Origin of the sequence: Streptomyces sp. NPDC048211 (assembly GCF_043202315.1) — a bacterium.
Lineage (GTDB): Bacteria > Actinomycetota > Actinomycetes > Streptomycetales > Streptomycetaceae > Streptomyces.
Genome location: NZ_JBIDAD010000001.1, coordinates 251,740 through 264,296, shown reverse-complemented (window position 1 = coordinate 264,296; position 12,557 = coordinate 251,740). Strand labels below are relative to the sequence as shown.

19 protein-coding genes are annotated in these 12,557 nt (G+C 69.0%); 2 read left to right on the top strand and 17 right to left on the bottom strand.

Going from position 1 to position 12,557, the window contains the following annotated elements; all coding sequences use genetic code 11:
- Window positions 1-2 precede the first annotated feature (2 nt).
- The 17 genes from rplF to rpsJ all read right to left on the bottom strand — a co-directional run bounded on the left by rplF (window position 3) and on the right by rpsJ (window position 8,008).
- Window positions 3-542 (bottom strand): 50S ribosomal protein L6, encoded by a 540-nt coding sequence (gene rplF, locus ACGFZA_RS01255; protein WP_148020235.1) that lies wholly within the window; start codon window positions 540-542, stop codon window positions 3-5.
- Between the two features lie 21 nt (window positions 543-563).
- Entirely contained in the window at window positions 564-962 is a 399-nt protein-coding gene (rpsH, locus tag ACGFZA_RS01250) for a 30S ribosomal protein S8 (RefSeq protein WP_018519291.1), read from the bottom strand.
- A 224-nt stretch (window positions 963-1,186) separates the two neighbouring features.
- Window positions 1,187-1,372, bottom strand: a complete 186-nt coding sequence (locus tag ACGFZA_RS01245) for a type Z 30S ribosomal protein S14 (protein ID WP_003948630.1) — start codon at window positions 1,370-1,372, stop codon at window positions 1,187-1,189.
- 2 nt (window positions 1,373-1,374) lie between these two features.
- Window positions 1,375-1,932: a 50S ribosomal protein L5 gene (rplE, locus tag ACGFZA_RS01240; RefSeq protein ID WP_018550615.1), complete on the bottom strand. Its 558-nt coding sequence runs from the start codon at window positions 1,930-1,932 to the stop codon at window positions 1,375-1,377.
- Entirely contained in the window at window positions 1,932-2,255 is a 324-nt protein-coding gene (gene rplX, locus ACGFZA_RS01235) for a 50S ribosomal protein L24 (RefSeq protein WP_018550616.1), read from the bottom strand. Before rplX ends, rplE begins: the two co-directional genes overlap by 1 nt.
- Before the next feature lie 2 nt (window positions 2,256-2,257).
- Complete coding sequence (gene rplN, locus ACGFZA_RS01230) at window positions 2,258-2,626, bottom strand: 50S ribosomal protein L14 (protein ID WP_003966950.1); 369 nt, start codon at window positions 2,624-2,626, stop codon at window positions 2,258-2,260.
- Window positions 2,627-2,733: 107 nt separating this feature from the next.
- Window positions 2,734-3,018: a 30S ribosomal protein S17 gene (gene rpsQ, locus ACGFZA_RS01225; RefSeq protein ID WP_148020234.1), complete on the bottom strand. Its 285-nt coding sequence runs from the start codon at window positions 3,016-3,018 to the stop codon at window positions 2,734-2,736.
- Window positions 3,018-3,242, bottom strand: coding sequence for a 50S ribosomal protein L29 (gene rpmC / locus ACGFZA_RS01220; RefSeq protein ID WP_024494976.1), 225 nt, complete (start codon window positions 3,240-3,242; stop codon window positions 3,018-3,020). The genes rpsQ and rpmC overlap by 1 nt, the downstream gene beginning before the upstream one ends.
- Window positions 3,242-3,661, bottom strand: coding sequence for a 50S ribosomal protein L16 (rplP, locus tag ACGFZA_RS01215; protein ID WP_003966953.1), 420 nt, complete (start codon window positions 3,659-3,661; stop codon window positions 3,242-3,244). The genes rpmC and rplP overlap by 1 nt, the downstream gene beginning before the upstream one ends.
- Window positions 3,662-3,666: 5 nt before the next feature.
- Window positions 3,667-4,503 carry a 30S ribosomal protein S3 gene (gene rpsC / locus ACGFZA_RS01210; RefSeq protein ID WP_219569010.1) on the bottom strand — a complete coding sequence of 279 codons (837 nt, stop codon included), beginning with the start codon at window positions 4,501-4,503 and terminating at the stop codon, window positions 3,667-3,669.
- Window positions 4,503-4,850 carry a 50S ribosomal protein L22 gene (gene rplV, locus ACGFZA_RS01205; RefSeq protein WP_026290933.1) on the bottom strand — a complete coding sequence of 116 codons (348 nt, stop codon included), beginning with the start codon at window positions 4,848-4,850 and terminating at the stop codon, window positions 4,503-4,505. Before rplV ends, rpsC begins: the two co-directional genes overlap by 1 nt.
- A 42-nt stretch (window positions 4,851-4,892) precedes the next feature.
- A complete protein-coding gene (gene rpsS, locus ACGFZA_RS01200; protein ID WP_015610726.1) occupies window positions 4,893-5,174 on the bottom strand; it encodes a 30S ribosomal protein S19 in 282 nt (93 codons plus the stop codon).
- A 12-nt stretch (window positions 5,175-5,186) separates the two neighbouring features.
- Entirely contained in the window at window positions 5,187-6,023 is an 837-nt protein-coding gene (rplB, locus tag ACGFZA_RS01195; protein WP_385274725.1) for a 50S ribosomal protein L2, read from the bottom strand.
- 39 nt (window positions 6,024-6,062) lie between these two features.
- Entirely contained in the window at window positions 6,063-6,386 is a 324-nt protein-coding gene (gene rplW, locus ACGFZA_RS01190) for a 50S ribosomal protein L23 (protein WP_014154589.1), read from the bottom strand.
- A complete protein-coding gene (gene rplD / locus ACGFZA_RS01185) occupies window positions 6,386-7,036 on the bottom strand; it encodes a 50S ribosomal protein L4 (RefSeq protein ID WP_326658572.1) in 651 nt (216 codons plus the stop codon). The genes rplW and rplD overlap by 1 nt, the downstream gene beginning before the upstream one ends.
- 4 nt (window positions 7,037-7,040) lie before the next feature.
- Window positions 7,041-7,685 (bottom strand): 50S ribosomal protein L3, encoded by a 645-nt coding sequence (gene rplC / locus ACGFZA_RS01180; RefSeq protein WP_136328436.1) that lies wholly within the window; start codon window positions 7,683-7,685, stop codon window positions 7,041-7,043.
- Between the two features lie 14 nt (window positions 7,686-7,699).
- Window positions 7,700-8,008 (bottom strand): 30S ribosomal protein S10, encoded by a 309-nt coding sequence (rpsJ, locus tag ACGFZA_RS01175; protein ID WP_003948644.1) that lies wholly within the window; start codon window positions 8,006-8,008, stop codon window positions 7,700-7,702.
- Window positions 8,009-8,501: 493 nt separating this feature from the next.
- Between rpsJ and ACGFZA_RS01170 the strand changes: the two genes are divergently transcribed.
- On the top strand, window positions 8,502-10,172 hold the full coding sequence (locus tag ACGFZA_RS01170) for an RNA ligase family protein (protein ID WP_393676351.1): 1,671 nt from the start codon (window positions 8,502-8,504) through the stop codon (window positions 10,170-10,172).
- A complete protein-coding gene (locus ACGFZA_RS01165) occupies window positions 10,172-12,400 on the top strand; it encodes a poly(A) polymerase (protein ID WP_393676349.1) in 2,229 nt (742 codons plus the stop codon). Before ACGFZA_RS01170 ends, ACGFZA_RS01165 begins: the two co-directional genes overlap by 1 nt.
- Window positions 12,401-12,557 lie beyond the last annotated feature (157 nt).

Genomic DNA, 12,557 nt, shown 5'->3' with positions numbered 1-12,557 from the left:
CGCTACTTACCAGCCTTTCCGACCTTGCGGCGGATGACCTCGCCGGCGTACTTGACGCCCTTGGCCTTGTACGGGTCAGGCTTCCGCAGCTTGCGGATCTTGGCCGCGGTCTCGCCGACCTTCTGCTTGTCGATGCCCTCGACGGTGAACTTCGTGGGGGACTCCACCTTGAAGGTGATGCCCTCCGGGGCCTCGATCAGGATCGGGTGGCTGTAGCCCAGGGCGAACTCCAGGTTGGAGCCCTTCGCCTGGACGCGGTAACCGACACCACTGATCTCGAGCGCCTTGATGTATCCCGTGGTCACGCCGGTGATCATGTTCGCCACCAGCGTGCGGGACAGGCCGTGAAGGGCCTTGTTCTGACGCTCGTCGTTCGGGCGGGCGACGTTCAGGACGCCGTCCTCACCCTTGGTGACCTCGATCGGCGACGCGACGGTGTGCGAGAGGGTGCCCTTGGGCCCCTTCACCGCGACCGTGCGGCCATCGATGGTGACGTCCACACCGGCGGGAACCTGGATGGGGAGCTTGCCGATTCGCGACATGAGCTATTCCTCCGTTCCCGACTACCAGACGTAGGCGAGGACTTCCCCACCTACGCCCTTCTTGCTGGCCTGCTGGCCGGTCAGGAGACCGTGGGACGTGGAGATGATCGCCACGCCCAGGCCGCCGAGAACCTTCGGCAGATTGGTGGACTTTGCGTATACACGCAGACCCGGCTTCGAGATTCGCTTGATGCCGGCGATCGAGCGCTCGCGGTTCGGGCCGAACTTCAGCTCGAGGACGAGGTTCTTGCCAACCTCGGCGTCCTCGACCTTCCAGCCCGTGATGAAGCCCTCCTGCTGGAGGATCTCCGCGATGTGCGACTTGATCTTGCTGTGCGGCATCGTGACGTCGTCGTGATACGCCGAGTTCGCGTTACGCAGACGCGTGAGCATGTCTGCGATGGGATCAGTCATGGTCATGAGTTGGCCTTCGGCCTCTCTCGCCGGGGTTTCCTGTATGCGCCATCCCTCTCCCTACTCAGAGGCAGGACGGGTGCGGTGCGGGGACCTACGGCGTAGTAAGTCGGTCTTGGGCGGCAGGCGCCCAACCCCACAAGCCTACGGCATGTGAGGCCGGGCTCCTGCCGACCAGATGCTTACCGAGAGTCTCCGGTGATTCCCAACGCCCAAGGGGCGAAGGAGAATTACCAGGAGCTCTTGGTCACGCCCGGCAGCTCGCCACGGTGAGCCATCTCACGAAGGCACACGCGGCACAGGCCGAACTTGCGGTAGACGGAGTGGGGCCGGCCGCAGCGCTGGCAGCGGGTGTACCCGCGAACGCCGAACTTCGGCTTACGGGCGGCCTTAGCGATCAGAGCCTTCTTCGCCACGGTCAGTTCTCCTTGAACGGGAAGCCGAGGTGACGAAGGAGGGCACGACCCTCGTCGTCATTGGTCGCCGTGGTGACCACGGTGATGTCCATGCCCCGGACCCGGTCGATCTTGTCCTGGTCGATCTCGTGGAACATGACCTGCTCCGTGAGACCGAAGGTGTAGTTGCCACGGCCGTCGAACTGCTTCGGCGACAGGCCACGGAAGTCACGGATACGCGGAAGCGCGAGCGACAGCGTACGGTCCAGGAACTCCCACATGCGGTCACCACGGAGGGTGACGTGGCAGCCGATCGGCTGCCCCTCGCGCAGCTTGAACTGCGCGATCGACTTGCGGGCCTTGGTGACGGCCGGCTTCTGACCGGTGATCGTGGTGAGGTCGCGCACGGCGCCATCGATCAGCTTGGAGTCGCGGGCGGCGTCGCCCACACCCATGTTGACCACGATCTTGACCAGACCGGGAATCTGCATGACGTTCTCGTAGGAGAACTCCTCACGCAGCTTGCCGGCGATTTCCTCGCGGTAGCGCGTCTTGAGACGCGGCGCAGTGGTGGTAGTCATCAGATGTCCTCACCGGTGCGCTTGGCAACGCGGATCTTGTTGCCCTCGTCGTCAAAGCGGTAGCCGACGCGAGTAACGACCTTGTTGCCGTCCTTCTCAACAACCAGCTGCACGTTGCTGACGTGGACGGGGGCCTCGGTCGTCACAATGCCACCGGTCTGCGAACCGCGAGCGGTCTGACCGGCCTTGGTGTGCTTCTTGACCCGGTTGACACCCTCGACGAGGACGCGGTCCTGAGCAGGGTAGGCAACGATGACCTTGCCCTGCTTGCCCTTGTCCTTACCGGTGATGACCTGAACCAGGTCGCCCTTCTTGATCTTCATGCTTACAGCACCTCCGGCGCGAGCGAGATGATCTTCATGAACTTCTTCTCGCGCAGCTCACGGCCCACCGGGCCGAAGATACGGGTGCCGCGGGGGTCGCCGTCGTTCTTCAGAATGACGGCGGCGTTCTCGTCGAAGCGGATGTACGAGCCATCCTGACGACGACGCTCCTTGACGGTGCGAACGATGACGGCCTTGACGACGTCACCCTTCTTCACGTTGCCACCGGGGATCGCGTCCTTGACGGTGGCGACGATGACGTCACCGATGCCCGCGTAGCGGCGACCCGAGCCACCGAGAACACGGATGGTGAGAATTTCCTTCGCACCCGTGTTGTCGGCGACGCGCAGTCGCGACTCCTGCTGGATCACGTCTATCTCCTGATCGTCTGCCGGTTCCCGGCGGGGGCCGCTCCGTTACCGGAACGAACCCCCGCCGAGCCTGGCGGAACCTGCCTGAAGGGGAAGCCCCTCAGGAATTACTTGGCCTTCTCGAGGATCTCGACGATGCGCCACCGCTTCGTGGCGGACAGCGGCCGGGTCTCCATGAGGAGGACACGGTCGCCGACGCCGGCGGCGTTCTGCTCGTCGTGAGCCTTGAGCTTGTTCGTACGGCGGATGACCTTGCCGTACAGCGCGTGCTTGACGCGGTCCTCGACAGCGACGACGACGGTCTTGTCCATCTTGTCGCTGACGACCAGACCCTCACGGGTCTTGCGGAAACCGCGGTCGGTGTTCGTCTCAGTCACAGTGCTCTCGCTCATCAGACGCTCTCCACCGTCTCGATGCCGAGCTCGCGCTCACGCATCAGGGTGTAGATCCGGGCGATGTCCTTACGGACGGACTTGAGCCGGCCGTGGTTCTCGAGCTGTCCGGTCGCCGCCTGGAAGCGGAGGTTGAACAGCTCTTCCTTGGCCTCGCGGAGCTTGTTGAGGAGCTCCTCGTTGCCCAGCTCGCGCAGCTCGGACGTCTTGGTACCGGCCGACATCACGACTCACCTGCCTCGCGCCGAACAATCCGGCACTTCATCGGAAGCTTGTGAGCAGCGCGGGTGAGCGCCTCACGAGCAATCTTCTCGTTCGGGTAGGACAGCTCGAACATCACCCGGCCCGGCTTGACGTTCGCGATCCACCACTCGGGGGAACCCTTACCGGAACCCATGCGGGTCTCGGCAGGCTTCTTCGTCAGGGGACGGTCCGGGTAGATGTTGATCCAGACCTTGCCGCCACGCTTGATGTGACGGGTCATCGCGATACGAGCGGACTCGATCTGACGGTTCGTCACGTACGCCGGGGTCAGCGCCTGGATGCCGTACTCGCCGAACGCAACCTGCGTGCCACCCTTGGACATACCGCTGCGCTTCGGGTGGTGCTGCTTGCGGTGCTTGACCCTACGGGGGATCAGCATTTCGGTCAGGCCTCCGTTCCGGTGCTCTCAGCCGCCGGAGCAGCGGCGGTCGCCTCGGCCTTGGGGGCCTCGGCGGCCGGAGCCGACTGCTGCGGCTTGCGGCCGCGACCGCCACGCTCGCCACCACGGCCACCGCGGCCGGCCGGACGGTCAGCGCCGCCACGGGCCGGGCGGTTGCCCGCACGGGCAGCAGCGTTCTCGGCGCGGACCTCGGCGATGTTCTTGACGTCGCCCTTGTAGATCCAGACCTTCACGCCGATACGGCCGAAGGTCGTCTTGGCCTCGAAGAAGCCGTAGTCCACGTTCGCGCGGAGCGTGTGCAGGGGCACACGGCCCTCGCGGTAGAACTCCGAGCGGGACATCTCGGCGCCGCCGAGGCGACCGCCGCACTGGATCTTGATGCCCTTGGCGCCGGCCTTCATCGTGCTCTGCATGCTCTTGCGCATGGCACGACGGAAGGAGACGCGGGAGGAGAGCTGCTCGGCGACGGCCTGGGCCACCAGCTGAGCGTCCACCTCGGGGTTCTTGACCTCGAGGATGTTCAGCTGGACCTGCTTGCCGGTCAGCTTCTCCAGCTCGCCACGGATGCGGTCGGCCTCGGCGCCGCGGCGGCCGATGACGATGCCCGGGCGGGCGGTGTGGATGTCAACGCGGACGCGGTCGCGGGTGCGCTCGATCTCAACCTTCGAGATGCCGGCTCGCTCCATGCCCTTCGTCATCATGCGACGAATGGCAACGTCTTCCTTGACGTAGTCCTTGTACAGCTTGTCGGCGTACCAACGGGACTTGAAGTCCGTGGTAATGCCGAGCCGGAACCCGTGCGGGTTTACCTTCTGGCCCATTACCGGGTTCCTTCCTTGCTGCTGACGACCACGGTGATGTGGCTGGTCCGCTTACGGATCCGGTAGGCACGGCCCTGAGCACGCGGACGGAACCGCTTCAGGGTCGGGCCCTCGTCCACGTACGCCTCGCTGATGACCAGCGAAGAGGCGTCAGGGTGGTCGTAGTTGTGTGCAGCGTTGGCGATGGCGCTGTCGAGCACCTTGCCAACCGGCACGCTCGCGGCCTGCGGGGCGAAACGCAGGACCGCCTGAGCCTCCGTGGCATCCATGCCACGGATGAGGTCCACCACTCGGCGGGCCTTCATGGGCGTGACGCGGATGTACCGCGCCTGGGCCCTGGCTTCCATGGTTGTCCCTTCGGTGTGAGTCATAGTCGTTTCCACCCCGCGCTAGCGGCGCTTCGACTTCCGGTCGTCCTTGACGTGGCCGCGGAAGGTGCGAGTCGGCGAGAACTCGCCGAGCTTGTGGCCGACCATCGACTCGGTGACGAACACCGGGACGTGGATCTTGCCGTTGTGCACCGCGATGGTGTGACCCAGCATGGCCGGGATGATCATCGAGCGACGGGACCAGGTCTTGATGACGTTCTTGGTGCCAGCTTCGTTCTGGACATCCACCTTCTTGACGAGGTGGCCGTCGACGAAGGGCCCCTTCTTGAGACTGCGCGGCATCTAAACCCGCTCCTAGCGCTTCTTGTTCGTCTTGCGGCGGCGGACGATGTACTTGTTCGATGCCTTCTTCGGCGAACGAGTACGACCCTCCTTCTGACCCCACGGCGAGACCGGGTGACGTCCACCGGAGGTCTTGCCTTCACCACCACCGTGCGGGTGGTCAACCGGGTTCATCGCGACACCGCGGACGGACGGGCGAACGCCCTTCCAGCGCATGCGGCCGGCCTTGCCCCAGTTGATGTTCGACTGCTCGGCGTTGCCGACCTCGCCGATGGTGGCGCGGCAGCGGGCGTCGACCAGGCGGATCTCACCCGACGGCATACGAAGGTGGGCCATGGTGCCCTCCTTCGCCAGCAGCTGCACGGAGGCACCCGCGGAGCGGGCGAACTTCGCGCCGCCGCCGGGCCGCAGCTCGATGGCGTGGATGGTCGTACCGACCGGGATGTTGCGCAGCGCCAGGTTGTTGCCGGGCTTGATGTCGGCGGCCGGGCCGTTCTCGACACGGTCACCCTGCGACAGGCCACGCGGCGCGATGATGTAGCGCTTCTCGCCGTCCGCGTAGTGCAGGAGCGCGATGCGCGCGGTGCGGTTCGGGTCGTACTCGATGTGCGCGACCTTGGCCGGCACGCCGTCCTTGTCGTGACGACGGAAGTCGATCACGCGGTAGGCGCGCTTGTGGCCACCACCCTGGTGGCGAACGGTCACACGACCGGTGTTGTTACGGCCGCCCTTGCTGTGCAGGGGGCGGACCAGCGACTTCTCCGGCGTGGACCGCGTGATCTCGACAAAGTCGGCGACGCTGGAGCCACGACGGCCCGGGGTCGTCGGCTTGTACTTGCGGATACCCATTTCTCAGTCCTCGTCCGATTCCGGACGACTCGACCTCCGTTAGGAGGTCGGGCCGCCGAAGATGTCGATTCGGTCGCCCTCAGCGAGGGTCACGATGGCGCGCTTGGTGTCAGCGCGCTTGCCGAAACCGGTCTTGGTGCGCTTGCGCTTACCCTGACGGTTGATCGTGTTGACCCCGGTGACCTTGACCGAGAAGACCGCTTCGACGGCCTGCTTGATCTGGGTCTTGTTGGAGCCGGGCGCGACGATGAACGTGTACTTGTTCTCGTCGAGCAGCGCGTAGCTCTTCTCCGAAACAACCGGCTTGACGAGAACGTCACGCGGGTCGGAGTAGGTCTTGCTGGTAACGGTCGCCTCGCTCATCAGGCGTCGCTCCCTTCGGTCTCAGCGGTCTGGGGGCCAGACACGAAGGACTCGAAAGCGGCCTGGGTGAAGACCACGTCGTCAGAGACGATCACGTCGTACGTGTTCAGCTGGCCCGGGTCCAGGATGTGCACCTGGGGCAGGTTGCGTGCGGAGAGCCACGCGGCCTCGTCGTTGCGGTCGACGACCAGGAGCACGTTGTTGCGCTCCGAGATCTTGCCGAGCAGCGACTTGGCGGCCTTCGTGGAGACTCCACCCTCGACCACGCCGGTGACGACGTGGATGCGGGAGTGACGCGCCCGGTCGGAGAGGGCACCGCGCAGGGCGGCGGCCTTCATCTTCTTGGGGGTGCGCTGCGAGTAGTCACGCGGCTGCGGGCCGTGGACGACGCCACCGCCGACGAACTGCGGTGCGCGGGTCGAACCCTGGCGGGCGCGGCCGGTGCCCTTCTGGCGGTAAGGCTTGCGCCCACCACCACGGACTTCGCCGCGACGCTTGGTCTTGTGCGTGCCCTGACGGGCAGCTGCCAGCTGTGCGACAACGACCTGGTGGATCAGCGGAACGCTGGTCTTCGCGTCGAAGATCTCCGCGGGGAGCTCGACGGTACCGGCCTTGTCGCCTGCCGGCGAAAGGATGTCAATGGTGCTCATTACCTCAAGCCCCCTTGGCCGCGGTACGGACCAGGACGAGGCCGCCGTTCGGACCGGGGACTGCGCCCTTGATGAGGAGCAGACCCTTCTCCGCGTCAACCGCGTGGATGGTCAGGTTCTGGGTGGTGACGCGCTCGTTACCCATCCGACCGGCCATGCGCATGCCCTTGAAGACACGCCCAGGGGTGGCACAGCCACCGATCGAACCGGGGGAACGGTGCTTGCGCTGGACGCCGTGACCGGCGCCGAGGCCCTTGAAGTTGTGACGCTTCATGACACCGGCGAAGCCCTTGCCCTTGCTCTTGCCCGTGACGTCAACCTTGACGCCGGACTCGAACACCTGGGCGGTGATCTCCTGGCCCAGCGTGTACTCGCTGGCGTCAGGGGTGCGGAGCTCCACCAGGTGGCGGCGCGGAGTCACGTCGGCCTTGGCGAAGTGACCCTTGAGGGGCTTGTTCACCTTGCGCGGGTCGATCTCGCCGAAGGCGATCTGGACCGACTCGTAGCCGTCGCTGTCGTTCGTACGCACCTGCGTGACGACGCACGGACCGGCCTTGACGACGGTCACCGGGACAACCCGGTTGTTCTCGTCCCAGACCTGGGTCATACCGAGCTTCTCGCCCAGGACGCCCTTGATGTTCTTGCTCATCTCGGCCCGTCCCCTCAGAGCTTGATCTCGATGTCGACGCCAGCCGGCAGGTCGAGGCGCATCAGCGAGTCAACCGTCTTGGGCGTGGGGTCGAGAATGTCGATGAGGCGCTTGTGCGTCCGCATCTCGAAGTGCTCGCGAGAGTCCTTGTACTTGTGCGGCGACTTGATGACGCAGTACACGTTCTTCTCAGTGGGCAGCGGCACCGGGCCCGCGACCGACGCACCAGTGCGGGTCACCGTCTCGACGATCTTCTTCGCCGAGGAGTCGATGACCTCGTGGTCGTAGGCCTTGAGCCGGATGCGGATCTTCTGTCCCGCCATGGCTACTAGTAGTCCTGTCTCTCGTAACGCTCTGGAACCCGAGGTTCTGGTAACTCCGCCTCCGACCCACGCGGTCGGGCGTGTCGCATCCCCTCTACGAAAATCTCCCGAAGAAGATCCCAACCAAGGGGGTGCGGGCCTGAGACCGCGCTGCCGGGGGAGGAACCCCACCGGGCGCCTGGCCGGTGCCACACGTACGCTTCCCGAAAGATTCCCGTACGTCCGGCCCTTACAGGGCCGACGAGTACTGTGGGACTCGCTTCCGGTCCTCCCGGCGGGAGGCGCGCAGCATTGACACTCAACCGAGCAACCTGGCTAGTGTGCCATACGGCGCATGAGCCTGGCCAATCGGGCGGAGGATCTTACCCCCCGCGCCGCCGTGGTCAAACGCAGGCACGAACCGCGACCGCCCGATCCGGATATTCGGTCGAGTGCCACCGGCCCCCGCCCCTACAGTGACCGGCCGGGACGGCGACCGACGGGGGCAGGGAACATGCGTACGCATTATCCGCGGACCGCGCATCTGCCCTGGTCACCCGGGGCCACCTCGGACGACGTGCGGATCACCGACCTCGCCGGGCTGACCGGCTGCGAGGTCGTCGTCACCGAGAAGCTCGACGGCGAGAACACCACGTTGTACGCGGACGGGCTGCACGCCCGCTCCCTCGACTCCGCGCACCACCCCTCCCGGAACCGGGCCAAGGCGCTCCAGAGCCGCGTCGGCCCCCGCATTCCGGCAGGGTGGCGGATTTGCGGCGAAAACGTGTTCGCCCGCCACTCGATCCCGTACGAGGACCTGGCGAGCCACTTCTACGGCTTCTCCGTCTGGGACGGGGACCGCTGCCTGGACTGGGACCGGACCGTGGACTTCCTGCGCGACCTCGGCATCCCGACTCCGCCGGTGCTGTGGCGCGGCGTGTTCGACGCCCGGGCCGAGAAGGCGCTGCGTGCGCTGAAGCCGGACACGGAACGCCAGGAGGGATACGTCGTCCGCCCCGTCGAAGGCTTTCCGGCCGCGGCGTTCGGGCGGCGGGTGGCCAAGTGGGTGCGGCCGGGCCACGTGACGACGGACACGCACTGGATGCACGCGGCGGTGGTGGAGAACGGGCTGGGACCCGCCGCCGCCCTGTGGGCCGTGCGCTCGGGCGCCCCGGTGGACCCGGCGGCGCTCGCCGTCGCCGCGGGCACCGGTCCGGGCGACGCGGCGGCGGCCCTCGCGACGGCCGACGCCCTGGACGCGCTGGGCAGTACGGGTGACGACCGGCTGACCGGGGTGCTCGCCGCCCTGCTCCACCGCACCCGCCGGGCGGCCCTCGCGCCGGCGCTCGCCGGACCGCTCGGGATGCCGCTCGCCCGGCGGACCGCCGACCTGGTCGGCCTGTACCCCGCGCTGCACCGCCCCTGTCCGGACGAGGAGCGCCACGGCGGCCTGGCGCGCATGTCGCTCGCCGCCGACCTGCCGGTCCTGCACGCGCTGGCCGGGGTGCTGGCTGACGGGCCCGAGGCCCGCGAGCAGGTGGAGTGGTCGGCGCTGCACGCGGCGGATGTGGCGGAGCCGTCCGGCCTGCCCGAGGCCTTCGCGGACCTGGAGCCGGAGGCCGCGGCCCGCTGCCTGGCGCAGGCCCGCGAGGCGTACGCGCTGGGCCGCGTCACCACCGCGCAGGAGGCGGTCGCCGCGACCTGGCGATGGCGGTCCGGCGACTTCCCGCGCCTGATCCACCTCGCCGGCCCCTCCGGCAGCGGCAAGAGCACCTTCGGCCGCGCTCTGCCGGGCGTCGCCACGTACCTCTCGCTCGACGACCTGCGCGAGTCCCGCGGCTCGCGGTCCGGCCAGAGCGCCAACGCGGACGTGCTGCGCGAGGGGCTGCGGCGCCTGGACGCCGCCCTCGTCCCCGGCGCGACGGTGGTCTGGGACGCCACCTCGCTCAACCCGCACCAGCGCTCCCTGGTGCATGCCGTCGCCCACCGCCGGGACGCCCTGATCACCCACGCCGTGGCATGGGTGGGCGCGGACGAGCTGACCGCGCGCAACAACCGGCGCGCCCACCCGGTACCCCCGGCGGTCCTCTCCTCCCAGCTGCACCGCTTCGTCCCCCCGTATCCCGGCCGGGCCCACCGCACCTGGTACATCGGCACGAGCGGAACCGTGGAGGACCGGACCTGATGCGTACGAGCGAGGAGATCTACCACCGGGTCCGCTGGGACGCCCGGTTCGACCCGGCGCGCTTCGTCCTGGGGGTCGCCCAGCGCGGGCGGGACTCCAAGCGGGTGCCGCTGGAGCGGTTCACGCCGGGCGGGGACATCCCGTGGCACCGGGTGCTGTTCTTCGAGGCGGACGGCGAAGTGGTGTGGGACCGCTCCACGGGCACCGACCGGATCGACACCGCGGACGCGGGCCGGATCCGGACCCCGCGCCGACTGCCGTCCCCCTGCTTCACCTCCCGCACCCCGCACGCCTTCTCCCCGGTCACGGGCTCCTGGGAACCGGCATCCCCCGGCTCACCGGGCCCGTCCGCCGCGCTGACGGTCCTCACCTGGAACACCCTCTGGGACCGGTACGACAGCGACCGCATCGACACCGCTCGGCGCCGCCCGCTCCTGCTGGACGCCCTGCACGCGGCGGACGCGGACGTCATCGCGCTCCAGGAGGTGGAGCCCGCGCTACTGGGGCTGCTGCTCGACTGCGACTGGATACGGGCCGGGTACGTCGTCGCCACCGACCCGGCGGGCCATGACGTACCGGACTGCGGACTGCTGCTGCTCAGCCGGCTGCCCGTGAGCGAGGCGGCTCTGCACGTCCTCGGCCCGCACAAGGCGGTGACCGCGGCTGTCGTCGAGACGGCCGAGGGCCCCGTCACGGTGGCCGTGACCCACCTCAGCAGCGACCACTCCCCCGACGGTGCCACCCGCCGCGCCGCCGAACTGGGCGACCTGGCAACGGGGTTGGCCGGGATCGAGGGCGAGCTGCTGCTCGTGGGCGATTTCAACGACGGCGGGGACCACCCGCAGACCCGGCTGGCGATGACGGACGCGTGGACCGAGGTGCACGGCCCCGCCGACACCACCCCCACCTTCGACCCGTCCGTGAACCCCCTCGCCGCGATCTCCTCCCTGTCCGGCCGCGTCTCCCGGCTGGACAGGGTCCTGCGGCGTACGGAACGGCTGCGCGCCAGGTCAGCGGTACTGACCGGCGAGGTGCCGGACCCGGAGGGGCTGTACGTCTCCGACCACTTCGGGGTACGGGTGGAGCTGGGCCCGCCCGCACCGGCCGCCGATGCGGGTCTCGTCGCCGAGCGGGTCGCCACCGCCCTCCCCGGCGCCCGCATCCACGTCGTCGGCTCGCGGCGGATGGGCTGCGCGCTGCCGGACGCGGACCTGGACCTGGTGGCGGCGCTGCCGGGTGCCCCCGATCCGGCAGGCGTACGAGGGTCGCTGGCCGCCGCGTTCCCGGAGGCGAGGGACCTGCGCGAGGTGTCCGGCGCCCGCGTGCCCGGCCTGCGCTGGTACGCCGACGGCCTCCGGGTCGACCTGGTCACCGTGGCGAGCGGCACCCTCTCCCCCGCCGAGGCGGTGACCCGCCGCGCCGAGCTGGGCGACGCGGCGGCGGTCGCGCTGAGCGCGGTGAGCGACGCCGAAGCGGTGCTCGCGGCGGCGGATCCGCACCGGGACGCGTTCGCCGCTCTCGCCCGGGACGTCAAGGCGTGGGCCGCGGCGAGGGGCCTGGACTCCGCGCCCTGCGGCGGTCTGCCGGGCCTCGCCTGGTCCGTACTCGCGGCCCGTACCGCACACGAGGCAGGCAGCCTGCCGCCCCTCGCGCTGCTCCGGCACTTCTTCGCCACGTGGGCGGCGTGGGACTGGAACGATGCGGTGGGTCCAGGACCCGCCGGGGGCCCGGTCACGGTGCTGACCCCGACGGCTCCGGTGGGCCCGGCGACCCCGTCCGGGGCACCGGTCACGGTGCTGACCCCGACCGCCCCGGTGCGCTCCTGCACCGCACAGGTCTCCGCCGCGGGCCGCGATCTCCTTGCCGTGGAGCTGTACCGGGCCTGGGAGATCGTGGAGGCCGCGGAAGACGGCTCCGGCCCGCGGTCGCTGCTGTGCGCACCGCCGCACCTCCCTGACCTGCACCCTTCCTGGGCCCTCGCCTCCGCGCCCCCGGACGGCCCGGACGAGGGGCGGCTGCGCGGCCGCCTCCTGGCCCTGACCGCCGCGCTCGCCGCTGCCGGCGCCGCCGACTGCCGCATCTGGCCGCGCCCGCTCACCGTCGGCGACCGCACGGGGTACGCGATCGGGCTCGGCACGACCCCGCCACCGGCCCACCGGCTGGCGGAGATCGGGGCGGAGGTGCTGCGGGGCATCCGGGGGGCGTCGCTGGCGCCGGTACGTATATAGGGAGTCGGCGCCCGGCCCGAGGGACGGACCCCGCCCGCGCACCCGGCGCGAAGCCGGCCGCGGGAGCGGGCGCCGACGACGTCGGAGCGGAGGCCGCCCGGCCCCGCGACGCAGTTCCCTCCAGCCGGCCTGAACCGCACCGCGGCCCGGCGGTCCC

Excerpts from the sequence above, each read along its gene's own strand:
- rplF (WP_148020235.1), bottom strand. The coding sequence starts at position 542 with ATGTCGCGAATCGGCAAGCTCCCCATCCAGGTTCCCGCCGGTGTGGAC.
- rpsH (WP_018519291.1), bottom strand. The coding sequence starts at position 962 with ATGACCATGACTGATCCCATCGCAGACATGCTCACGCGTCTGCGTAAC.
- rplE (WP_018550615.1), bottom strand. The coding sequence starts at position 1,932 with ATGACTACCACCACTGCGCCGCGTCTCAAGACGCGCTACCGCGAGGAA.
- rplX (WP_018550616.1), bottom strand. The coding sequence starts at position 2,255 with ATGAAGATCAAGAAGGGCGACCTGGTTCAGGTCATCACCGGTAAGGAC.
- rpsQ (WP_148020234.1), bottom strand. The coding sequence starts at position 3,018 with ATGAGCGAGAGCACTGTGACTGAGACGAACACCGACCGCGGTTTCCGC.
- rpmC (WP_024494976.1), bottom strand. The coding sequence starts at position 3,242 with ATGTCGGCCGGTACCAAGACGTCCGAGCTGCGCGAGCTGGGCAACGAG.
- rplP (WP_003966953.1), bottom strand. The coding sequence starts at position 3,661 with ATGCTGATCCCCCGTAGGGTCAAGCACCGCAAGCAGCACCACCCGAAG.
- rpsC (WP_219569010.1), bottom strand. The coding sequence starts at position 4,503 with ATGGGCCAGAAGGTAAACCCGCACGGGTTCCGGCTCGGCATTACCACG.
- rplV (WP_026290933.1), bottom strand. The coding sequence starts at position 4,850 with ATGGAAGCCAGGGCCCAGGCGCGGTACATCCGCGTCACGCCCATGAAG.
- rpsS (WP_015610726.1), bottom strand. The coding sequence starts at position 5,174 with ATGCCGCGCAGTCTCAAGAAGGGGCCCTTCGTCGACGGCCACCTCGTC.
- rplB (WP_385274725.1), bottom strand. The coding sequence starts at position 6,023 with ATGGGTATCCGCAAGTACAAGCCGACGACCCCGGGCCGTCGTGGCTCC.
- rplW (WP_014154589.1), bottom strand. The coding sequence starts at position 6,386 with ATGAGCGAGGCGACCGTTACCAGCAAGACCTACTCCGACCCGCGTGAC.
- rplD (WP_326658572.1), bottom strand. The coding sequence starts at position 7,036 with ATGAGCACCATTGACATCCTTTCGCCGGCAGGCGACAAGGCCGGTACC.
- rplC (WP_136328436.1), bottom strand. The coding sequence starts at position 7,685 with ATGAGCAAGAACATCAAGGGCGTCCTGGGCGAGAAGCTCGGTATGACC.
- rpsJ (WP_003948644.1), bottom strand. The coding sequence starts at position 8,008 with ATGGCGGGACAGAAGATCCGCATCCGGCTCAAGGCCTACGACCACGAG.
- ACGFZA_RS01170 (WP_393676351.1), top strand. The coding sequence starts at position 8,502 with ATGCGTACGCATTATCCGCGGACCGCGCATCTGCCCTGGTCACCCGGG.
- ACGFZA_RS01165 (WP_393676349.1), top strand. The coding sequence starts at position 10,172 with ATGCGTACGAGCGAGGAGATCTACCACCGGGTCCGCTGGGACGCCCGG.